Origin of the sequence: Bradyrhizobium sp. MOS002 (assembly GCF_003020115.1) — a bacterium.
Lineage (GTDB): Bacteria > Pseudomonadota > Alphaproteobacteria > Rhizobiales > Xanthobacteraceae > Bradyrhizobium.
In genome coordinates, this window is record NZ_PYFX01000001.1 from 529,832 (window position 1) to 549,819 (window position 19,988).

Annotated in this window: 25 protein-coding genes and 1 tRNA gene; 10 read left to right on the forward strand and 16 right to left on the reverse strand. The window is 63.9% G+C overall.

What is annotated here, in order from left to right; translation table 11 throughout:
* From C7G41_RS02680 to C7G41_RS37640, 3 genes are all read right to left on the reverse strand, one after another.
* Nucleotides 1-711: a dihydrofolate reductase family protein gene (locus tag C7G41_RS02680; protein ID WP_106941475.1), complete on the reverse strand. Its 711-nt coding sequence runs from the start codon at nucleotides 709-711 to the stop codon at nucleotides 1-3.
* A gap of 19 nt (nucleotides 712-730) precedes the next feature.
* A complete protein-coding gene (locus C7G41_RS02685; RefSeq protein ID WP_106941102.1) occupies nucleotides 731-1,396 on the reverse strand; it encodes an FABP family protein in 666 nt (221 codons plus the stop codon).
* Nucleotides 1,397-1,556: 160 nt separating this feature from the next.
* Nucleotides 1,557-1,736 (reverse strand): hypothetical protein, encoded by a 180-nt coding sequence (locus C7G41_RS37640; protein WP_199198091.1) that lies wholly within the window; start codon nucleotides 1,734-1,736, stop codon nucleotides 1,557-1,559.
* A gap of 468 nt (nucleotides 1,737-2,204) precedes the next feature.
* Here C7G41_RS37640 and C7G41_RS02695 point away from each other — a divergent pair, with 468 nt between their 5' ends.
* The 6 genes from C7G41_RS02695 to C7G41_RS02720 all read left to right on the forward strand — a co-directional run bounded on the left by C7G41_RS02695 (nucleotide 2,205) and on the right by C7G41_RS02720 (nucleotide 6,967).
* Nucleotides 2,205-3,350 carry a helix-turn-helix transcriptional regulator gene (locus tag C7G41_RS02695; protein ID WP_106941103.1) on the forward strand — a complete coding sequence of 382 codons (1,146 nt, stop codon included), beginning with the start codon at nucleotides 2,205-2,207 and terminating at the stop codon, nucleotides 3,348-3,350.
* Nucleotides 3,351-3,408: 58 nt separating this feature from the next.
* Nucleotides 3,409-4,551, forward strand: a complete 1,143-nt coding sequence (locus C7G41_RS02700) for a helix-turn-helix transcriptional regulator (RefSeq protein ID WP_106941104.1) — start codon at nucleotides 3,409-3,411, stop codon at nucleotides 4,549-4,551.
* A 249-nt stretch (nucleotides 4,552-4,800) separates the two neighbouring features.
* The gene (locus C7G41_RS02705) at nucleotides 4,801-5,346 is read left to right on the forward strand and encodes a sigma-70 family RNA polymerase sigma factor (RefSeq protein ID WP_106941105.1); all 546 of its coding nucleotides are present in this window, start codon (nucleotides 4,801-4,803) and stop codon (nucleotides 5,344-5,346) included.
* Complete coding sequence (locus tag C7G41_RS02710; protein ID WP_106941106.1) at nucleotides 5,343-5,990, forward strand: ChrR family anti-sigma-E factor; 648 nt, start codon at nucleotides 5,343-5,345, stop codon at nucleotides 5,988-5,990. The genes C7G41_RS02705 and C7G41_RS02710 overlap by 4 nt, the downstream gene beginning before the upstream one ends.
* 69 nt (nucleotides 5,991-6,059) lie before the next feature.
* Complete coding sequence (locus C7G41_RS02715; protein ID WP_106941107.1) at nucleotides 6,060-6,644, forward strand: RNA polymerase sigma factor; 585 nt, start codon at nucleotides 6,060-6,062, stop codon at nucleotides 6,642-6,644.
* Nucleotides 6,645-6,664: 20 nt separating this feature from the next.
* Nucleotides 6,665-6,967 carry a hypothetical protein gene (locus C7G41_RS02720; RefSeq protein ID WP_106941108.1) on the forward strand — a complete coding sequence of 101 codons (303 nt, stop codon included), beginning with the start codon at nucleotides 6,665-6,667 and terminating at the stop codon, nucleotides 6,965-6,967.
* Between the two features lie 54 nt (nucleotides 6,968-7,021).
* Here C7G41_RS02720 and C7G41_RS02725 read toward each other — a convergent pair whose 3' ends face one another.
* The 3 genes from C7G41_RS02725 to C7G41_RS02735 all read right to left on the reverse strand — a co-directional run bounded on the left by C7G41_RS02725 (nucleotide 7,022) and on the right by C7G41_RS02735 (nucleotide 8,890).
* Nucleotides 7,022-7,522, reverse strand: coding sequence for a TspO/MBR family protein (locus C7G41_RS02725; RefSeq protein WP_106941109.1), 501 nt, complete (start codon nucleotides 7,520-7,522; stop codon nucleotides 7,022-7,024).
* Between the two features lie 2 nt (nucleotides 7,523-7,524).
* Nucleotides 7,525-7,926, reverse strand: a complete 402-nt coding sequence (locus C7G41_RS02730) for a DUF2177 family protein (RefSeq protein ID WP_106941110.1) — start codon at nucleotides 7,924-7,926, stop codon at nucleotides 7,525-7,527.
* Nucleotides 7,927-8,083: 157 nt separating this feature from the next.
* On the reverse strand, nucleotides 8,084-8,890 hold the full coding sequence (locus C7G41_RS02735; protein WP_106941111.1) for a DUF1295 domain-containing protein: 807 nt from the start codon (nucleotides 8,888-8,890) through the stop codon (nucleotides 8,084-8,086).
* Nucleotides 8,891-9,092: 202 nt separating this feature from the next.
* Here C7G41_RS02735 and C7G41_RS02740 point away from each other — a divergent pair, with 202 nt between their 5' ends.
* The 3 genes from C7G41_RS02740 to C7G41_RS02750 are packed head-to-tail and all read left to right on the forward strand — an operon-like array spanning nucleotide 9,093 to nucleotide 12,420.
* Nucleotides 9,093-10,406 carry an NAD(P)/FAD-dependent oxidoreductase gene (locus C7G41_RS02740; RefSeq protein ID WP_106941112.1) on the forward strand — a complete coding sequence of 438 codons (1,314 nt, stop codon included), beginning with the start codon at nucleotides 9,093-9,095 and terminating at the stop codon, nucleotides 10,404-10,406.
* A 3-nt stretch (nucleotides 10,407-10,409) separates the two neighbouring features.
* Nucleotides 10,410-11,192 carry a DUF1365 domain-containing protein gene (locus C7G41_RS02745; protein ID WP_106941113.1) on the forward strand — a complete coding sequence of 261 codons (783 nt, stop codon included), beginning with the start codon at nucleotides 10,410-10,412 and terminating at the stop codon, nucleotides 11,190-11,192.
* A 10-nt stretch (nucleotides 11,193-11,202) separates the two neighbouring features.
* Nucleotides 11,203-12,420, forward strand: a complete 1,218-nt coding sequence (locus tag C7G41_RS02750; RefSeq protein WP_106941114.1) for a cyclopropane-fatty-acyl-phospholipid synthase family protein — start codon at nucleotides 11,203-11,205, stop codon at nucleotides 12,418-12,420.
* Nucleotides 12,421-12,484: 64 nt separating this feature from the next.
* Here the strand turns inward: C7G41_RS02750 and C7G41_RS02755 are convergent.
* The 9 genes from C7G41_RS02755 to C7G41_RS02795 all read right to left on the reverse strand — a co-directional run bounded on the left by C7G41_RS02755 (nucleotide 12,485) and on the right by C7G41_RS02795 (nucleotide 18,424).
* Nucleotides 12,485-12,560: transfer RNA gene (locus C7G41_RS02755), tRNA-Phe, on the reverse strand.
* Nucleotides 12,561-12,745: 185 nt separating this feature from the next.
* Nucleotides 12,746-12,928, reverse strand: a complete 183-nt coding sequence (gene yacG / locus C7G41_RS02760; protein WP_106941115.1) for a DNA gyrase inhibitor YacG — start codon at nucleotides 12,926-12,928, stop codon at nucleotides 12,746-12,748.
* A 154-nt stretch (nucleotides 12,929-13,082) separates the two neighbouring features.
* The gene (locus C7G41_RS02765) at nucleotides 13,083-13,712 is read right to left on the reverse strand and encodes a Maf-like protein (protein ID WP_027565713.1); all 630 of its coding nucleotides are present in this window, start codon (nucleotides 13,710-13,712) and stop codon (nucleotides 13,083-13,085) included.
* A 153-nt stretch (nucleotides 13,713-13,865) separates the two neighbouring features.
* A complete protein-coding gene (locus tag C7G41_RS02770; protein WP_106941116.1) occupies nucleotides 13,866-14,333 on the reverse strand; it encodes a low molecular weight phosphatase family protein in 468 nt (155 codons plus the stop codon).
* A 5-nt stretch (nucleotides 14,334-14,338) separates the two neighbouring features.
* Nucleotides 14,339-14,836: a UPF0262 family protein gene (locus C7G41_RS02775; protein ID WP_007615473.1), complete on the reverse strand. Its 498-nt coding sequence runs from the start codon at nucleotides 14,834-14,836 to the stop codon at nucleotides 14,339-14,341.
* Nucleotides 14,833-16,128: a histidinol dehydrogenase gene (gene hisD / locus C7G41_RS02780; protein ID WP_106941117.1), complete on the reverse strand. Its 1,296-nt coding sequence runs from the start codon at nucleotides 16,126-16,128 to the stop codon at nucleotides 14,833-14,835. Before hisD ends, C7G41_RS02775 begins: the two co-directional genes overlap by 4 nt.
* 152 nt (nucleotides 16,129-16,280) lie before the next feature.
* On the reverse strand, nucleotides 16,281-16,718 hold the full coding sequence (locus C7G41_RS02785; protein WP_027565715.1) for a DUF2948 family protein: 438 nt from the start codon (nucleotides 16,716-16,718) through the stop codon (nucleotides 16,281-16,283).
* 81 nt (nucleotides 16,719-16,799) lie between these two features.
* On the reverse strand, nucleotides 16,800-17,459 hold the full coding sequence (locus C7G41_RS02790) for an NAD(P)H-binding protein (RefSeq protein ID WP_199198092.1): 660 nt from the start codon (nucleotides 17,457-17,459) through the stop codon (nucleotides 16,800-16,802).
* A gap of 26 nt (nucleotides 17,460-17,485) precedes the next feature.
* The gene (locus C7G41_RS02795) at nucleotides 17,486-18,424 is read right to left on the reverse strand and encodes an SDR family oxidoreductase (RefSeq protein ID WP_106941119.1); all 939 of its coding nucleotides are present in this window, start codon (nucleotides 18,422-18,424) and stop codon (nucleotides 17,486-17,488) included.
* An 83-nt stretch (nucleotides 18,425-18,507) separates the two neighbouring features.
* Here C7G41_RS02795 and C7G41_RS02800 point away from each other — a divergent pair, with 83 nt between their 5' ends.
* Complete coding sequence (locus C7G41_RS02800) at nucleotides 18,508-19,149, forward strand: TetR/AcrR family transcriptional regulator (protein ID WP_106941120.1); 642 nt, start codon at nucleotides 18,508-18,510, stop codon at nucleotides 19,147-19,149.
* 6 nt (nucleotides 19,150-19,155) lie between these two features.
* Here C7G41_RS02800 and C7G41_RS02805 read toward each other — a convergent pair whose 3' ends face one another.
* Nucleotides 19,156-19,980: an alpha/beta fold hydrolase gene (locus C7G41_RS02805; RefSeq protein ID WP_106941121.1), complete on the reverse strand. Its 825-nt coding sequence runs from the start codon at nucleotides 19,978-19,980 to the stop codon at nucleotides 19,156-19,158.
* Nucleotides 19,981-19,988: the final 8 nt, after the last annotated feature.

Here is a 19,988-nt window from a genome sequence, read left to right on the forward strand (position 1 = left end):
TTACTTGCCCACGGCCTGCGGATCGTTCTGGATCAGATAGCGCAGCAACAGGACACCGCCGCCGAGATCCCGCGTGCCCTCCAGCGTCATCGCAGTCAGCGGCGCACGCCGGTCGCCGTCAGCGTCCGTAGAGTCGAACACGAAGGGCGCGCCCCTGGCGCCGTCGATCGCGGGACTGAGGATCAGGTTGAACTCGTCGATCAGGCCGGCGCGCAGGAACGCGCCGTTGGCGACGCCGCCGCCCTCGACCAGCAAGCGCTTCACCCCGAGCTCGCGATTGAGAATGTCCAGCGTCAGCGCGAGGTCGATCTCGGACTTGCCGGCAAAGATATAGGACATGCCCTCGCCGCGAAGCCCGGCGAGATGCGAATCGGAGACGCCCTCGGTCAGCACGACGACGATCGGATCGCCGCCGATATCGGAGCGGCCCCAGCCGATCTTGCCCTGCGCATCGAGCACGACGCCATAGGTTTTCGCGTCACGTCGCGCGAACCAGTTTTCGCGCGGAAATTTCGCGTCCACCGTCGTGGGATAGGGCTTGCCCTTGGCGAACTCCGCGCCGGTGACGCGGCCGATCACCCAGGCATCGCCGCCGAGCTCGTCGTGGATTTTCTCGAACCAGTCCGTCGCTCCCCCCTTCGGTCGCCAGCGGCTGGGATGGGTGCGGCCGTCCAGACTCGAATGCATCAGACAGATGACGTAAGGCTTCATGCGCATCTCCGGGCCGCGCTCAGGCTGCCGGCTCATTGCCCTTCTCACTCCGACCGTTCACGATCACCGCGAGGGGATTGAGCTTCGGCGGCGCGACGAGTTTGAGCGTGTTGGTGTCGCGATGGTTGAACGGCGCGCCGCTCACGAACAACTCGGTCTGGATCAGATAGGTCCAACTGCCGTCGTCGTTGAAGGTGATGTCGCAGCGGTAAGCATCGGTGCGGAACGCTTGTTCCAGAAAATCAGTCGAGCAGATCCCGTAAGCGGTGTCGCCACGCTTGGCGGTGACGGAGATCTCCTTGTCGTCCGGCCCGGCCTTGCCCGACGCCAGCAGCACCTGCCCGCGCGGGATCGCCAGCGTCTGCATGATCAGCCCGGTCGCTGGCTCCCACAACCAGTAGCCAACCTGGTCGTGGAAGGTGATGTCTTCCTCGGGCGTGTTGATGTGGATGTGATAGCGCAGCCCGTAGAGCAGCTGCGGCCCGTTGGCCTGCGGATCGATCGGGTCCATCCGGATGCGCTCGATGAAGGTCCGCCGCTCCGGCCCCTCCGCCTTCGGATTGATGTCGATGCCCTTGTCAGCCTGCCAGCTGCCTGCGAGACGGCGGAGCGGGCCGAGATTGGCAAGGCCGTCGGGCGAGACGTCCTCGGGCTCGGTGAAGATGTCGGCGGGAAGGGGGAGCATGGGTGTCCTCGCGTCGTTGCGAGGCAGCAATAGCATGAGAGCGCGGGCGTGGCTCGTTCTCAAGCCTCACAATCGCGAATGGACGTAGGCGCCACGCGCAGACGATCCATGACGCGAAGCGGAGCCGAACCTCCTCAGTTCGGCTCCGTCGCCAGGACGCTTAGTGGCGGTGGTCGCGGACCTCAGGTTGATTGCGGTGATCCCGGACGATGGGTTGATTGCGATGGTCGCGTACGACGGGCGGGTCGCGATGATCGCGGACGATGGTCGTCGCGTTCGAAGGTGTCACCACGTTCGCCAATGCGATCGCTGCGAGAGCCGCAAGGATGTAGTTGCGCATGAGTTTTGCCTTTTGCTTGGTGGATCACTGCGAGCCACCTGACACCAAGCTAGATCGATCAGCTGGAATGATATGTGTCGTCGATCACCCGGCGATGATCGATGCGCTGTCGGTCGAGCCGTCGTCCAATCGGAGGAGAGACGGACGGCGACCGTCACGATCTATTATGATTCGTCTACGCCCGGCGGACAGGCCTCCGCGGCCCCGAGACGAGGACATCTCGCGCCCAATATCATTGCATCGTCGAACCCCTGCATACTTGATACGCCCTGCCGGTTTGCAATCAACGTCGCGGCTGCCGCCGTTTTAATCAGGCCATAAGCATTTGTGTTCGGTGTTCCCGTTTGCGCCACGGAATCACGGTGATAGGATCAGGGCCTCAGGATTGTGAAATACACCATAGGCGATGAAGCCACTCCTAAACTAGCGTCCACGTGACGTCCGTGATTTTCAAGTGAGTGGTTTGGAATGCAGCAGGCTTCGGTCGAGAAGTTCTCAGACCTCATCGGCGCGATCTACGACTGCGTGATCGCGCCGGAACGCTGGACGGGCGTTCTAAATGAGATTCGCACGGAGCTCGGCTTCGCGACCGCCGTGCTCTCGGCCTATAGCCTCACGAACATGAGGATCGGAGTCAATGCCGCGTCCGGGACCGACCCTGTCCAGACGATGGCCCGGACCAGCATCGAGTATGCGCCCGATATCGTCGAACTCTGGGGCGGCGTTGAGCGCATCCGGCAATATCCACTTGGAGAACCGATCATTCGATCCCAGGCGGTCCCGGAGGAAACAGTCCTCGGAAATCGCTATCACCTGGAATGGGCTCTCCCCAAGGGCTTGTTCGACGCCGTCGGCGTCGCCCTCGTTCGCGAAAAAACAATGATCGGCAATGCGACATTCAGTCAGCATCAGTCGGACGGAGCCATTGACGATGCGCAGGTCAGCGGATTGCGCGTTCTCGCACCTCACATCCGCCGTGCCGTGATCATCAGCAATCTGTTCGACATGAAGACCTTGGAAGCCGCGACATTCGCCGCGACAGTGGAGGCCCTGACGGTCGGAGTCGTTCTGGCGGACGACGATTCGAAGATCGTTCACACCAATTCCGCAGCCACAGCCATGCTCGCGGCAAGCGATCCACTTCTGGCTCGACATGGCCGGATCGCCGTTCAATCGGCGACCACCACCAGCACGTTGCAATCGGCCATCGCGCAAGCAGCAAAGGACGAGGCGGCACTCGGCCAAAAAGGCATCGGCATCCCGATCCCCCGCTCGAGCGGAGACCCTCTCGTCATTCACGTTCTGCCGCTGCGACGCGGCGACATGCGGGCGGGCCTGGTCCAGCGCGCCGCCGCCGCTCTGTTCGTGGCATCGGCCTCCGGTCCGCCGCAGCTGCCTCACGATGCTCTCGTCCAGCTCTACGATCTGACGCCGGCCGAAATTCGCATCTTCGAGCTCATCTGCGATGGACAGACACGCGAGGCGATCTCGTCGCAACTCGGGGTGTCCGTCAGCACCGTGAAAAGCCACCTCTTTCATGTCTTCGAAAAGACAGGTTGCCGGCGCCAGGTCGACCTGGTCAGGCTGGCAAGGTCGCTGGCCTTTCCGGTGTAGGGGAACTCGGGGTGACGGCACGCTTTGTCGTCAGTGATTTTGAAGTGAGTGGTTTGGAATGCAGCAGGCTTCGGTCGAGAAGTTCTCTGACCTCATCGGCAGTATCTATGATTGTGTGATCGCGCCGGAACGCTGGACCGAAGTTCTGGACCAGATTTGCGCCGACTTCGGCTTTGCCACCGGCGCGCTCTCGGTCGCCAGCCTCTCGAACATGAAAGCCGTCGTCAATGCAGTCTCCGGGTCCGACCTGGCCCAGATGGCCCAGAACGGGGTCGGCTACGGCCCCGATATCATCGAGCTCTGGGGCGGCGCCGAGCGCATTCAGCAATACCCGCTCGGCGAGCCGATCGTTCAATCCCAGGCGGTCCGGCCGGACGTCATTTCCAGCAATCGCTATTATCGCGAATGGGCCCTGCCCAAGGGCTTGTTCGACGCCGTTGCCGTCGGCCTCGTACGCGACAGGACGATGGTCGGAAACGCGATATTCAGCCAGCATGAGTCGGCAGGCCGCATTGACGATGCGCAGGTCGACGGATTGCGCCTTCTGGCGCCTCACATCCGCCGCGCCGTGACGATCAGCAATCTGTTCGACATGAAGACGGTGGAAGCCAACACATTCGCCGCGACGGTGGAGGCCCTGACGGTGGGCGTCGTCCTGGCCGACGAGGATTCGAACATCGTTCACACCAACGCCGCAGCCGCGGCGATGCTCGCGGCCGGCGATCCGATCGTGACAAGGCATGGCCGGATCGCGGTTCAATCCGCGGCGACCACGGCCGCATTGCAATCCGCCGTCGCGCAGGCAGCAAAGGACGAGGCGACGCTCGGGCAAAAAGGCATCGGCATCCCGATCCCTCGCCAAGGCGGTGACCCTCTCGTCATCCACGTTCTGCCGCTGCGACGCAGCCACACCCGATCCGGCCTGATCCAGAGCGCCGCTGCCGCCGTGTTCGTGACGTCCGCCTCCGGGCCGCCGCGATTGCCTCACGATGCGCTCAACCAGCTCTATGATCTCACGCCGGCCGAGATTCGCATCTTCGAGCTTATCTGCGAGGGACACACACGAGACGCGATCTCGGCCTTGCTCGGCGTTTCCGTCAGCACCGTGAAGAGCCATCTCATTCACGTCTTCGAAAAGACCGGCTGCCGGCGCCAGGTCGACCTGGTCAGGCTCGCGAAATCGCTGACGTTTCCGGTGTGAGGCGTGGGCACGAGACGGCGCGCCGTCGGCCGGACCTGCGTGCGGACGGCCCCGGAACCTGTCGCAATGATCATTCCGCGGTGATCCAAGGCCTGTCCTCGTTCGTTCCCAGACCCACAGGTCGCTTGTCGAGGCGCTATGATCGCTGCTATCCGAGCTTTAGATGCGCCAATCCGGGCGAAGGCTGGTTTTCCCCGGAGGATTGAAGCGCGGCTGTCGACTGGCACGAGCAAAGGGCCGAAGACAAAGGTGGATTGGGCTGATCTGATCGGACGCGTCGCCTCGGCCGGAGACCGGGAGGCCTTCAAGCGCCTATTCGAGCATTTCGCGCCACGCATCAAGGGACTGATGCTGAAGGCCGGGTGCAGTTCGGACGAGGCGGAGGAGATTGCTCAAAATACCCTGATCGCCGTCTGGCGGAAGGCAGGCCAGTTCGATCCTTCCACCGCTGGGGCCGCGGCATGGATATTCACCATCGCGCGCAATTTGCGCATCGATTTGTTCCGCAGCAGAGCGCGGGCAGACCGCCTGCGAGGCACCTCTGAGCTTCCCGAGGCACCGGATCCCGCGGAACCCGCGGACGCCGTCATGTCCCGCGTGCAGGACGCGGCGCGGATCAATTCGGCCGTCAAGCGGCTCTCGATGGAGCAATCCATGGTGGTGCGGTTGTCGTTCATCGAGGAGAGGCCGCACCCGGAAATCGCAAGCCTGCTCGGCATTCCGCTCGGAACGGTGAAGTCGCGGATCAGGCTGGCGATGAACCGCTTGAGAGACATATTGGACGAAGAAGCATGACGATCAGCCATCATCCGCCGGAAGATCTTCTGGCCGACTTTGCGGCCGGCAGGTTGGAAGAAGCCCATCAATTGGTGGTGGGAGTGCATGTTGCGGGTTGCGCACGGTGCGGCCGATTCGTGCAGGCCATCGAGCAACTTGGCGGCTTGGCGCTTGACGATATCGAGCCGGTGCCGGTCGCATCGGATGCGTTCGAGCGGGTGATGTCGCGCATTCATGACGCTCCTGAAAAACGAGCGGTGCCGACTGCTGAGATCGCTCGCGGCAGCGAGCAGGATGTTCCGGCGGCGCTGCGAAACTACCGCATCGGCAAGCGCAGGCGCATCGCTCCGGGTCTGAGCATGCGCCCGATCGAGTTGTCCGGATCGGGGACGGCGCGGGCATTCTTGCTTCGGTCCGCGCCGGGGACGCGCATGCTTGAACACACACACACCGGCACCGAACTGACCCTCGTGCTCGAGGGCAGCTTCAGCCACGAGGGCGGCCGGTTTGGTCCAGGTGATTTCGACTATGGCGACGACGAGGTCGACCATCGACCTGTGGTGGGCGACGAGGGCCCCTGTGTTTGCCTTGTCGCAATGACGGGCGACCTGCACATGAACGGCCTGCTCGGCAGGCTGATCGGGCCATTCGTGCGGCTTTGATCCTTCTTCCGCCGGGTGATCCGAACGCGAGCCCGGAGCGTATCGAAGGAAACGCAAGGGAGACAGGTCATGGCCGGCTTAAGCCTGACACGACAGGCGCAGAGCGAAGCATTGCCCGAACTGCTGGCATGCGTTTCGGCGGGCGACACACGCGCCTTCGCAGCGCTGCATGTGCTGACGCGGAGCAGGCTGCGCAGGACTGCGCTCGCCGTCGGAACTCCGCCCCACGACATCGAGGACATTCTTCAGGAAGCCTATCTGAAGATCTGGCGCAACGCGGGTCGGTTCGACGGCGAACGTGCTTCGGCGATGACATGGATGTCCGCGATCGCGCGGAATACCGCCATCGACCATCTGCGGGTCAGAAGACTGCCGACTCACGAGCTGGACGAGGCGCTTCTGATTCCGACAAACGCTGATTCATCGCCCATCGACGATTTCGACTACGCCCGCGCCGAACCGATCGCACGCAGCGTGCTGGCTCGTTTACCGGAAGACCGCCGCAGGCTGGTGGCGCTGGCCTATCTCGAGGGTGAGAGCCGCGCGAGCTTGTCGCGGCGCTTCGGTGTGCCGGTCGGCACCATCAAGACCTGGCTGCACCGAACCCTTCTGGCGGTACGCAAGGACTGCCTTGCCGCATCGGCTGCAGCCTGAAGCAGGCGAGGACCCCACGCGTGACCGCAGAGATCATCGAATTCCCCAACCCTGGACACCAGGACCTGCTTGTGTCCTCCGTTGCGAGGCTCGAGCAGATGGTGAAAGAGGTCGACCGTCTGGCAGCCGAGCAGCCCGCGGAATGTCTCGATCATTTGCTCGCTGTCATGGAGCGTTTCGGTGATCGACTGGTCGATCTTGCGCACCTCGTGCTTGACGACGATGCCAAGCAGAGTGTCCTGATCGCATTCACGTCGCTCTCCGACAAGATCGCGGCGACCAGAGATGCCTTTGACGGATGCGATGGAGCGACGGATCCCTGAATTCGGCACTACGTTCGTCCGTTCAACGCGTGAAGTCAGTTCTGCGCGCCGATCTTAATTGAGACGGAGCAACGAGATGTTCAGCAAGGTCGCAAAGCCCACCCAACCGGCATAGGGAATGAAAAGCGTCGCCGCCAGCCGATCGTTCGCCCATTGACGCCAGACAAAGGCAAGGATCACGGCGAACAGCGCAACAATGACGCCTAGAGCCACGTCCATGCGATGAAGCGAAAAGAAGATGGGAGGCCATGCAAAATTCAGGATCATCTGCAGGCTCCATAATCTCATCGTCGTTCCGCGCGGCTCCGCCTCGAAGGTGCGGAATCCGGCCACGGCGATCATCAGGAACAGGATCGTCCAGACCGGTGCGAAGACCGCATCCGGCGGATTGAAAGACGGCTTGTTGAGCGCCGCGTACCAGGCTCCCGAACGGTTCAGGACCCCGATCAGAATCCCCGCAGCAGGAACCAGAAACAGGAAAGCCGCGAATCGGTACCATCTGCCGCGCTTCCGGTCGCCATCCTGCTGCAGCGCTCCGTCGTGCGTCCCGTCCATGATCAATGCGCCATTTTCTGTGCGACGAGAAATCCGGTCCAGGCGCTGACACCGGCGAGGAAGGATCCCCAGCACACGTCCGCAACAGTGAGCCCCGTCGACCAATTGCGCAGCGTTGCCTGGTTGGTCAGATCGTAGGTCGCATAGGTGAAGCAGCCCAGCATCACGCCGGACATGAAGGCGCGCAGAGCGCCGCCATCTTGCTGAGCCGGCAGCACTGCGAACCAGATCAGGCCGACGGGATACGCCAGATAAAACACTGCAGCGGCGGCGAGGTCGGGCTCCGAGCGCAACATGTCGCCCAGCACCGGCCGGTAAAGTCTCTCAACCATGGTCTTCAGCCAGATCATGTCGAGCGCAACGAAGGTCGCAGCCACCGACAGATATGTGAAAAGCAGGCTCATGTCCGGTCTCCCCTCCGGTGGTGTCGCAACCGGTTTGACAAAGGCAACGCCTATAAACGACGGGAGGCCTTCGCTGGATCACGCTGCGCCCTCGTTCCGCCTTGCCGCGCAACCCCGTCACGCCCTTGAACCAGATCGCGCGGCGCCGGACGTCCGATCATTCCGGCGCCTGTTTGGGCGGTCGTGGAAAGAACGCGCTGGTGCGTGCCTGATAGTCCCGATATCGGCGGCCGCGGGATCGAAGCATCTGGACCTCGAGCGGGGGTATTCCGGTCACGTGCACGAGTATCCAGTACATGATCGCCGGCGCAATCAGGCTCGCCCAGCCCCATGCGTAGCCCGGCGACAGCGCGATGACCGGGTAGGCGAGCCATCCGAGCCATTCGAAGAAATAATTCGGATGACGCGACCAGCGCCAAAGCCCGATATCGCAGACCAGGCCCGCGTTTGCCTTGTGGCGCTTGAAGCCCCGCAATTGCTCGTCGGCGATCGCCTCGCCTGCAACGGCCGCAAGCATGATGGCGGCGCCGGCATAGTCCTGAAGTCCCAACCCGGTCCGTGGAGCGTGTGCAGCCAGGAAGACCGCGAATGGCAGCGGGACCGAGACGAAGGCCTGCGACTGCAGGAATGCGAACATGCGGAGCGGCGCCCGCGAGCCCCATTCCTGGGCATAGCTGGCATATCTGGGATCGTCGATACCCGCTGCGGCGCGGCGGGCGATATGCGTCCCGAGCCTCGCCGACCAAAGCAGCACCAGCCCGCCCACGAGCATCTGGCGCACTGGCAGCGCCTCGCCGAACGGCAAAAGGGCCGCAACCGCCCCGACGAGGCCGACGGAGAAGGTCCAGATCGTATCGACCCACCCAGAATTGCCCGTTCGCTGCTGAACGATCCAGGCCAGCCCCATCAACAGCGACAGGGCAAGCGCGATGCCGGCGATGATCAGTATTTGCAGGAAATCCATGTCCTCACCATAAGCAAACTTGGATCCTTACGTCCGCCTTATGCCCCGGTTTCACGGGTGATCCACGCCGTCCGCTGGAACGTTTCCTCAAGCGCATGTGGACGGGTCAGCTATTAGAGCTGTCCTGAGCCGGGCGACGATCGACATTGGCCCGAACCCGGATGTTCCGGCCGTCGCTGGTGGTATTGGGGGGCGACAAGACATGCGTTTGGCGGTGATCGGGACGGGAATTGCTGGCAATGCCGCCGCATGGCTCCTGTCAGAGCGTCATGCCGTGACCGTCTACGAGCGGGAATTGCGACCGGGTGGACACAGTCATACAGTACGCGTTGACTACGATGGCGAAGAGATCGACGTCGACATCGGCTTCATCGTTTTCAACGAGCCGAACTACCCGGAATTGACGTCTCTGTTCGCGCACCTGGGTGTGAAGACCGAGGAGACATGCATGAGCTTCGCGATGTCGGCCGACCATGGCCGATTCGAATGGCGGGGTGGCGGCGAGACCTTCCTTCAGGTCGCCTCCGGCCTGTTTGCCCAGCCGCGCAACCTCTTCTCCCCCTCGTATTTTCGCATGCTGGCCGAGGTCCGCCGCTTCAATAAGGAAAGCGTCTCCGACTTGCGGGCTGGCCGGCTCCAGAACCTCACACTCGGCGAATATCTGCGCCAGGGAGCGTTCAGCCCGCGCCTGTTCAGCGATTATCTGGGACCGATGGGGGCCGCCATCTGGTCGTCGCCCTCGGCCGAAATCCTCGCCTTTCCCGCGGAAAACTTCATCGCCTTTTTCGACAATCACCGGCTGTTGCATCTGGATCGGCCGCTCTGGCGGACCGTCCAAGGCGGCAGCCGGCGCTATGTCGAGAAGCTCACGGCCAGGTTCAAGGCCAGCATCCGGCTCGGCTGCGCGGCGACGTCGATCCATCGAACCGAGCATGGGGTGACGATCGGCGACAGTCACGGCCATCAGGAATCCTACGACGCTGTCGTGATGGCCTGTCACAGTGATCAGGCTTTGGCGATGCTGTCGGATGCCGACCCACGCGAGAGATCCATTCTCGGCGCGATCCGTTACGCGCCAAACACGGCCTATCTGCACCGCGACCTCAGCCTCATGCCGAAACGCCGCAACGCATGGGCATCCTGGAACTTCCTGCGCTGGCGACGCGAAACGCCTGCCCAGAATGACGTCGCCGTGACCTATTGGATGAACCGGCTGCAGGGCATCGACGACAGCAAGCCGCTATTCGTCAGCCTCAATCCCCCTTGCGAGCCGGCGCCTCATCTCACTTTCGGCAAGTTCACATTCGCGCATCCACAATATGACGCGGGCGCGTTTGCCGCGCAGAGGAACCTGCCCGAAATCCAGGGACACCGCCGTACCTGGTTTTGCGGCGCGTGGACCGGCTACGGATTCCATGAGGATGGCTTGCGTTCCGGCATCGCCGTCGCCGAGGCACTTGGCAGTGCGGTGCCGTGGCGACGGTCCGGCGCGTTGCTGGCGCAGGCTGCTGAGTAGAACATGTTGCAACCGGGCGCTCCAGAACGAACGGCGACGTCATCTGCAGCCGCGCTCTACCTGGGCCGCGTGATGCACACGCGCATGCGGCCCGTGCACCACAGGTTCGCCTACCGGGTCATGAACCTGCTCATCGACCTCGACCGGCTTGATGAAGCGGATCGCCAGTCTCGCCTGTTCGGCGTCAATCGCGCATCACTCTTCAGCTTTCACGAATCCGATCACGGCAAGCGTGACGGGGCATCCTTGGGCAACCATGTGCGACGCCTGGCCGAACAACGCGATATCGATCTGTCGGGAGGGCGCATCCTCCTTTTGTGCTATCCGCGGGTCTTCGGCTACGTGTTCAATCCGCTTTCGATCTACTTCTGCTATGGCAGCCACGGCAATCTTGCGCTGCTGATCTACGAAGTCCGCAACACTTTTGGCGAGATCCATTCCTACGTCCTTCCGGTCGAGGATGCTGCTGCCGGCGGTGCCATACGACAATGCCAGGCGAAAGAGTTCTACGTCTCGCCATTCATGGAGATGCAAACGAGCTATCGCTTCACCATTGCCCCGCCCGACCAGCAAGTGAAGGTCAGAATCGTGCAGTCCGATGAGCATGGCGCTATATTTACGGCCGCATTCTCCGGGCAGCGTCGCCCGCTGACCGGCCGCTCGCTGTTGGCGACGCTCGTCACCCTGCCACTTCTCACCTTCAAGGTCGTCGCGGCCATCCATTGGGAAGCGATCCGGCTTTGGCTGAAGAATGTTCCTTACGTTCCCCGTCCGAACCAACGCTGAATGTGAAGCCATGGACCTCGCAGCCACTCACCAGACCGCTCGCTTCGATGACGTTCCCTTGCTCGCGCGGCTCGCGCTCCGGCTTGCCTCGCGGCTCAAGCTCGGCACCGTGGATGTTCGCCTTCCCGACGGCAGAACGGTGGTGTTGCGGGGAACGCATCCGGGTCCGGCGGCGACCATCGAGCTCAACACCTACGCGTTCGCGCGAAGCCTGGTCCTGGGCGGCGATATCGGCATGGCCGAGGCTTACGTTCGCGGCGATTGGAGCACGCCGGATCTCTCCCAGCTGCTTTACGTGTTCTGTCTCAACGAGGACCTGGTCGACAGCGCCTTCGCCGGCAATGCACTGGTCCGGCTTTGCCGGCGCGCGCTGCATCGGTTGCGCCGAAACACGCGACTGGGATCGCGGCTGAACATCCACGCCCACTATGATCTCGGCAACGAGTTCTTTGCGGCTTGGCTCGATCCGAGCATGACCTACTCGTCGGCATTGTTCTCGCCCGAGGCGACCGACCTGCTCGCCGCTCAACGGCACAAATACGAACAGCTGGCGCAGGCGATCGAGCTGCGGCCCGGCCATACCCTGCTTGAGATCGGATGCGGCTGGGGCGGCTTCGCCGAATATGCCGCCAAAACTTGCGGCGCCAAAGTCTTGGCGCTCACCATCAGCAAGGAGCAGCACGCATTCGCCAGCCGGCGAATCCACGAAGCCGGACTCGGCGAAAAAGTCGAGGTCCGGTTGCAGGATTATCGCGATCAGGACGGGCAGTTCGACCGGATCGCCTCGATCGAGATGATCGAGGCCGTCGGCGAACCGTTCTGGCCGACATACTTCAATCAACTGCATCAACGGCTCAAGCCGGGCGGCCTTGCCGGAATCCAGGCGATCACCGTCCGCGACGAGCTCTTCGACAGCTATCGGCGGCGCGTGGACTTCATCCAGAGATACATTTTTCCGGGCGGGATGCTGCCTTCGCCGAATGTCCTGCGCTCGCTCGGCGAACGCGTGCAGATGCCCCTGATCCGCGAGCGGGTCTTTGGACAGGACTATGCCAAGACGATCGCGGTCTGGCGAACGAGCTTCGGCCATGCCTGGTCGGACCTGACCTCGCTCGGGTTCGACGAGCCGTTCCGGCGGCTGTGGGAATATTACCTGTGCTACTGCGAGGCAGGTTTCAGGGCCGAAAAGATCGACGTCCGCCAACTGGTATTCGCGCGCCGAAGCTGACGAGACCGTCGAGCCGCAGTCGCCCCTGCCGGGAGGAGCCCTATCGCCTGCTTGAGTGAGCGAATGGTGCCCAGGGGCGGAATCGAACCACCGACACTGCGATTTTCAGTCGCATGCTCTACCAACTGAGCTACCTGGGCGTGCTCCAAAGAGGGGCCAAAGCCCATCGAGCGGGCGGTTTATAGTGGGCTGAAGGCTGCCTGTCCACCCACGCTTCGCCGATGGCTTCGCGGGGTGCGGCCCGGCTGTGCACAAGGCGGAACGTGGCTTGGCCGAAACGGCGCGCAGCGGCGCATCGAGAATTTAAATAATTGATACAACAGGGTTATTCTTCCCCATCCGCCTCGTCATCCCGGCCGGGAATGACATAGGAGCCCTTCAGCCAGCGGTTCAGATCGACATCGCGGCAGCGGGAGGAGCAGAACGGGCGGGTGGCCTCGGCCTGCGGCTTGCCGCAGATCGGGCAGGTTTTGAGGGTGCTTGCGGGCTTTTTCACCGGGTCGTCCATGAGGTGCTCAGCTTACACATGCGAGCCAGCTCAAGGGCCTGCCGCAAAAGGGGTTCCTCCGGCGGAGGCGCAAGCATCCTGGCCAGGTGCCGCCGGGCAATTCTACTGTGCATGGGGTTGTTTTCGAGATTTTTTGCAGGAGCGGCTTGTCGGCTCAGATGGCGGTGGCGTTGAGCCAGCCGAAGCGGATCGGGAAACCTTCGCCGCCAAGCAGCGTGGTGGTCTCGTACAGCGGCAGGCCGACCACGTTGGTGTAGGACCCCACCATCTTGACCACGAACGAGCCGGCGATGCCCTGCACGGCGTAGCCGCCGGCTTTGCCGCGCCATTCGCCGGAGCCGATATAGGCCTGGATGTCGTCCTCCGAGAGGCGCTTGAAGCGGACGCGGGTCTCGACCAGGCGCTGGCGGAAGGCCTCGCGCGGCGTCACCAGCGTGATCGCGGTGTAGACGCGGTGGTTGCGGCCCGACAGCAGCCGCAGGCACTGCGCAGCCTCGTCGACGAGATTGGCCTTGGGCAGGATGCGGCGGCCGACCGCCACCACCGTGTCGGCGGAGAGGATGAAGGCGCCGCGCAGCTCGTCGTCGAGTTGCACCGATTTGAGTGCCGCATCCGCCTTGGCCCGCGCGAGCCGGTTGGCGCAGGCGCGCGGCAGCTCGCCCCGCTTCGGCGTCTCGTCGACGTCGGCAGGCCGGAGCGCATCCGGCTCAATGCCGGCCTGGTTGAGCAGCGACAGGCGCCGCGGCGAACCGGAGGCGAGAACGAATTTGGGGCGGCCGAGCATCAGGTGATTTGGGGAATGAAGCAGGGGGTGAATTGCGCGCGGAACCTATCGGACGGGGGCTGATTTCACAACCCGGGAACCCGGACATTACTGATTCGACGGGCACGGGATGCGTGTGCCTGCAGTCTGTGACGCGGGTGTTACGGCCGAATGCTACCCGTTCGCCGCGCCCACCTTCGAAAACCGCCGGCGGATGCGCATCAGGAGCTGATCGCAGACGTCGCGGTAGGCGGCGAGCTTCTGGTCGCGGCTGCCTTCCATGGTGGTGGGATCCTGCGTCGGCCAATACTCGACGTCGGCGGCAAGCGTCCGGGTCAGCTCCAGCGCCTTGTGATGCGCCTCCGGCGAGAGCGTGATGATGAGATCGAAATTCAGCCCCTCCCAATCCTCCAGCTCCTCGAAGGTCTGCGGCTTGTGGGTGGAGATGTCCTGGTCGAGCTCGGCCATCACAGACACCGCGAACGGGTCGAGCTCGCCGCGCCTGGCGCCGGCCGACTTCACGTAGAGGCCTTGCGGAAACATGTGCCGCAGCAGGCTCTCGGCCATCGGCGAGCGCACGCTGTTCATGGCGCAGGCGAACAGCACCGATTGCGGATCGCGTGCGCGTGGCGGACCCGCCATCGCGCTTAACCCTTCCAGTGCAGAACGGTAATGAGCGTGAACAGCCGGCGCGAGGTCTCGAAATCGACCCGCACCTTGCCCTTCAACCGCTCCTGCAGCGTGCGCGAGCCCTCGTCATGGATGCCGCGGCGGCCCATGTCGATGGCCTCGATCTTGTCCGGCGTCGCCGTGCGGATCGCCTGGTAGTAGCTGTCGCAGATCATGAAATAGTCCTTCACGATCCGCCGGAACGGCGTCAGCGACAACAGATGCGCGACCACGGGTGTGCCGTCTTCGCGGCGGATGTCGAACATCAGCCGGCTGCCGGTGATGCCGATATGCAGCGTGAACGGCCCCTTCCCGTCCGCGCCCTCCGGCGCGAACAGGTTCTGCTCGATCAGATCGTAGATCGCGATCGCGCGCTCATGCTCGATGTCGGGCCCGGAACGGCCGATCGAGTCCTCGTCGAGCGTGACGCCGACGATGCGATTCTGCGAGTCGTCCTGTTCGGGCGGCTGGGTCATGACAAATTGAGGCGCAATCCAATCGAACGCGAGTGGGCATCTAGCCCCTCCGCCTTGCCGAGAATCATCGCGGCCGGACCCAGCGCACGCAGCTGATCCGGGCCGCATTTCAGGATCGAGGTGCGCTTGAGGAAATCGTGCACCGAAAGACCTGACGAGAATCGTGCCGAGCGCGCCGTCGGCAGCACGTGGTTGGAGCCGCCGACATAGTCGCCGATCGCCTCCGGCGTATGCGGCCCGAGGAACACGGCGCCGGCGTTGCGGATCCTTGCGGCGAGCGCGTCGGGATCTTGCGTCATGATCTCGAGATGCTCGGCGGCAATCGCATCCGCAAGCGGAATGGCGTCGTTGAGGTTCTTCACCATGATGATGGCGCCGAAATCGGCCCACGAGGCGCTGGCGATCGCGGCGCGTGGCAGCGTCTTCAACTGTGCCTCAACGGCCTTTTCGACGTCGGCGGCAAGGCGCGCGGAATCGGTAATCAGGATCGACTGCGCGCTGGCATCGTGCTCGGCCTGGGCCAGCAGGTCGGCGGCAATCCAGTCAGCATTGCCGGTGTCATCGGCGATGACAAGCACCTCCGAGGGACCGGCGATCATGTCGATGCCGACCTTGCCGAACACCAGCCGCTTTGCCGCGGCGACATACGCGTTTCCGGGTCCGACGATCTTGGTCACAGGCGCGATCGTCGCAGTGCCATGCGCGAGCGCGGCAATCGCCTGCGCGCCGCCGACGCGATAAATCTCGGTGACGCCGCCAAGCTTTGCTGCCGCCAGCACCAGCGGGTTGAGCTTGCCGTCGGGCGAGGGCACCACCATGACGAGGCGCGTCACGCCGGCGACCTTTGCCGGCACCGCATTCATCAGCACCGAGGACGGATAGGCCGCGGTGCCGCCGGGCACGTAGAGGCCAGCGGATTCGATCGCGGTGTAGCGCCAGCCGAGCTCGACCCCGAGGGAATCGGTGAAGCGCTCGTCCTTCGGCAGTTGGCGGCTGTGATAGGTCTCGATGCGATCGCGCGCGAGCTTGAGCGCATCCAGCGTCGCCGCATCGCAGGCTTTCACCGCGGCGTCGATCTCGGCGGCCGTGACGCGCAGGCCGGATGCATCGAGCGTCAACCGGTCGAACTTTGCCGTGGCCTCGAGCAGGGCGGCATCGCCCCGCTTCGCCACGTCGTCGACGATGGCGCGCGCGGCGGCCTCGACGTCGGCCGAGGCCTCGCGCTTGGCGGCGAGGAAGGCCCCGAATCGCTGGTCAAAATCGGCGCTGCTGCGGTCGAGACGAACGGGCATCTTGGCTTCTAACTGGTTTTTGGGGGCGCGGTTTGGCTCACCAAGCCTCTGCTCAATGGCGCGGCGGGGAAGCTGCGTCAACCCTTGGGCCGGGCCGTTCCCCTCCGGCGTCATCCTGGCGACAGCGGAATGCGTGGCCTTGGCATGCCACCTCACCCCTCCCCTTCAGCCTCCAACCCCGTCCCCAGCTGATCCGCTCCCAGATCAGTCAGCTCGCATTCCAGGCATTCGACGTCGAGGCGGATGGCGCCGCCTTGGGCAAACAGGAGCAGCGCGCTCCCGCCGGGGGCGTCCTGGCCGTGGAATTCGATACCGACGAGGTCCATGATCGTGTCCGGCGCGTCGAGGTCGATGTTGCGCGACTTGCAGGCGAGCACGCGGTCGAAACGAAGGGCGGCCACCAGCCTGCGCGGCTCGGCATCGCCGTCAAGCGTCTGCTCCCAGTCCAACCGGCTCATGCCGACAACCAGCCGCTTTTCGCTTTGCCGCCAGATGATGTCCGAGGGCTGCACGCGGGCGTCCTGGACGTGGGCCGAGATCACGGAGAGGTCGTCGGCGTCGAGTGCGATCAGTTTGAGCTGGGGAGACATCGACGGCGCTTTCTCCTTCGGGCAGACGGGGCTCAACGCGCGCGGGCGGCGAAATTTCCCTAGAACTAACGCCCCACGGGACTAGAGGCTATTGATATCCTCCATCTCCAGCACCTTTCGCGGATACCCCTCCCGCGCAACCCGGATCATGGCGCGGCCGACCTGCTCGGTCGAGGTGACGAGCCGCGGCGAGAGCCGGCGCAGCACAGACCACAGTGGCCAGCTTGCTGTATACACGGCCTGCACCCACGCCGTCTTGGAGCGGGCACCGTGGAGCGGCTGGATCGCACCCGGCCGGAACATGTAGGCCGTCCTGAACGGCAGCTTGAGCAGATCGTTCTCGGTCTTGCCCTTGATCCGCGCCCACATCCGCGAACCCTGCTCGGTGGAATCGGTGCCGGCGCCCGTGACATAGACGAATGTCATCTGCGGATTGAGCCGTGCCAGCGCGGTCGCCGCTGCGAGCGTGAGGTCATAGGTGAGATGGCGGTAGCGCTCCTCGCTCATGCCGATCGAGGAGACGCCGAGGCAGAAGAAGCAGGCGTCGAAGCCGGTGAGCTGCGCTTCGATCGCCGAGTAGTCCGTGAAATCGCCATGCGTGATCTCCGTGAGCTTGGCGTTACGTACGCCGGTCGGGCTGCGGCCGACCACGAGCACGCGATCGATGCCGGCATCGACCAGGCATTCGCGCAAGACGCCCTGCCCGACCATGCCGGTCGCGCCGAAAATGATGATCTGCATCGGGACCTCCCCGACAGGCCCGCGGCTCATGCGGCGGCCGCGATCTCGTCGAAGGATACACCGGTCAACGTCGCCGAGACATCCCACAGCATGGCGGCCGAGGCGAAATCCTTTGCCTGCGGCATGATCTTCGCCGGCCGTGGTGGCCCTTTCAATTCGTAGAACCCGTTCGGGCCGTAATATCCGCCGGGCTCCGCTGCCGGCGAGGTCGCCGCCAACAAGGTTGGCAGCGCGCCTTCCGCAGCAGACTGGCTGATGAAAGGCTGCAGCCACCGGCTGACACGCGACTGCAAGCTCCTAGTGCCCGGCCCGTTCGGAATCAGATCGGTCCGCGCGTAGCCGGGATGTGCGGCAAGGCTCGTCAGACCCCAGCCTGCGGCGAGGCTGCGGCGCTGCAACTCCAGCGAAAACATCAGCATCGCCAGCTTGGACTGGCAATAGGCCCGCCACGGACGATAGGAATGCTTAGCCTGCAGATCGTCGAAATTGATCGCCCCGGAGCGGTGCGCAAGGCTCGAGAGGTTGACGACTCGCGCGGCCTTCGCCCGGCGAAGCTGCGGCAACAACCGCGCCGTCAGTGCGTAATGACCGAGATAGTTGGTGCCGAGCTGCATCTCGAAACCATCTGCCGTCTGCTGCCGCTTCGGCAGCGCCATCACGCCGGCATTGTTGACGAGCAGGTCGAGCTGCTCATTGCCGGCGGCAAAGCGCCTGGTAAAATCGACGACGGAGGCGAGGCTGGCGAGATCGAGATGCTCGTAGGCGATCAGCGCATTGGGAAAGCGTTCGCAAATGCCCTCGATCGCGCGCAGACCCTTTGCGTCGTTGCGCCCCGTGAGTATGACAATGGCACCGGCGCCCGCCAGCGCCATCGCCGTCTCGTAGCCGAGGCCGCCCGTCGCTCCGGTCACGACGGCAGTCTTGCCGCTGAGGGAGGGGATGTCTGCCGTGGTCCAGTCGGTCATGCCATAGCTCCGTCGGGGCTGGGAAAGGGCCCGCGACGGGTCTAAATGTGCACTGGGTGCAACTTTGCAAGTGGTGAAATGATTTGAATGCTTCGAAGCCCGCCAGGACAAGCGCCAAGCCATTGTCGCCGGGAGGAAAATCGCCGGTAGCACCGGGCTTGCGCGCGCGCAAGCAGCAGGCGACCCGCGAACGGCTGGCCCGCGCGGCGATGGTGCTGTTCCTGGAGCGCGGCTTCGAGGCCACGACCATCGACGATATCGCGGCCGCGGCGGACGTGTCGCGACGCAGCTTCTTCCATTATTTCGCCTCGAAGGAGGACGTGGTCGCGGCATGGCAGGAAGGCGCCGCCGCCGCGCTGGTCGCGGAGGTCGTGGCGCGGCCGGCGGGCGAAACCATGCTGACCGCGGCGGAAAACGCGATCGCGGCAACGCTCAAGCGGATCGATCCGGCCGAGGCCGCGGCAATGTCGCGGCTCAAGCGCGACAATCCCGCGCTTCAGGCCCGCGACCAGCTCAAATACGAGAAGCTCGAGCGGGCGCTGGCCGAAGGGCTCTCCCAGCGCGCCAGAAACAAATCGGAGCAGCTGAAGGCACGCCTCGTCGCAATGATTGCCACCGGCGCGATGCGCGTCGGCGGCGAGAGCTGGATCGGCGGAGGGGCGCGAGAGAAGCCGGAAGCTTTCGTCAAGCGCACTTTCGACGCGATCAGGGCGATATTGGCGTGAAGCCGCTCACCCCCTGAAGAACGCCAGCAGGTCCGCGTTGATGGTCTCGGCGTGCGTTGTCGGCATGCCGTGCGGGAAACCCTTGTAGGTCTTCAGCGTGCCGTTCTTGAGCAGCTTGGCCGACAACGGCGCGGAATCGGCGTAAGGCACGATCTGGTCGTCGTCGCCGTGCATCACCAGCACCGGCACATTGATCTTCTTCAAATCCTCGGTGAAGTCGGTCTGCGAGAACGCGACGATGCCGTCGTAATGGGCCTTCGCGCCGCCCATCATGCCCTGGCGCCACCAGTTCTGGATCACCGCTTCCGACGGCTTCGCGCCGGGACGATTGTAGCCGTAGAACGGACCGGCTGCGATGTCGCGGTAGAAGCTGGCGCGGCCGGCAGCGAGCTGCACCTTGAAATCGTCGAACACGCTCTTCGGCAGGCCGCCGGGATTGGCGTCTGTCTTCAGCATCAGCGGCGGCACTGCGGAGAGGATCGCGGCCTTCGCCACCCGGCTCTCGCCATGGCGCGCGATGTAATGCACGACTTCGCCGCCGCCGGTGGAATGGCCGACGTGGATTGCATTCTTGAGGTCGAGATGCGCCGTCACGGCCGCGAGATCATCGGCATAATGATCCATGTCGTGGCCGTCGGCGACCTGCGACGAGCGGCCGTGGCCGCGACGGTCATGGGCGACGACACGGTAGCCGCGGGTGACGAAGAACATCATCTGCGCATCCCAGTCGTCCGCCGACAGCGGCCAGCCATGGCTGAACACGATCGGCTGGCCACTTCCCCAATCCTTGTAGAAGATCTCGACGCCGTCCTTGGTGGTGATGGTGGGCATTGTCAGGC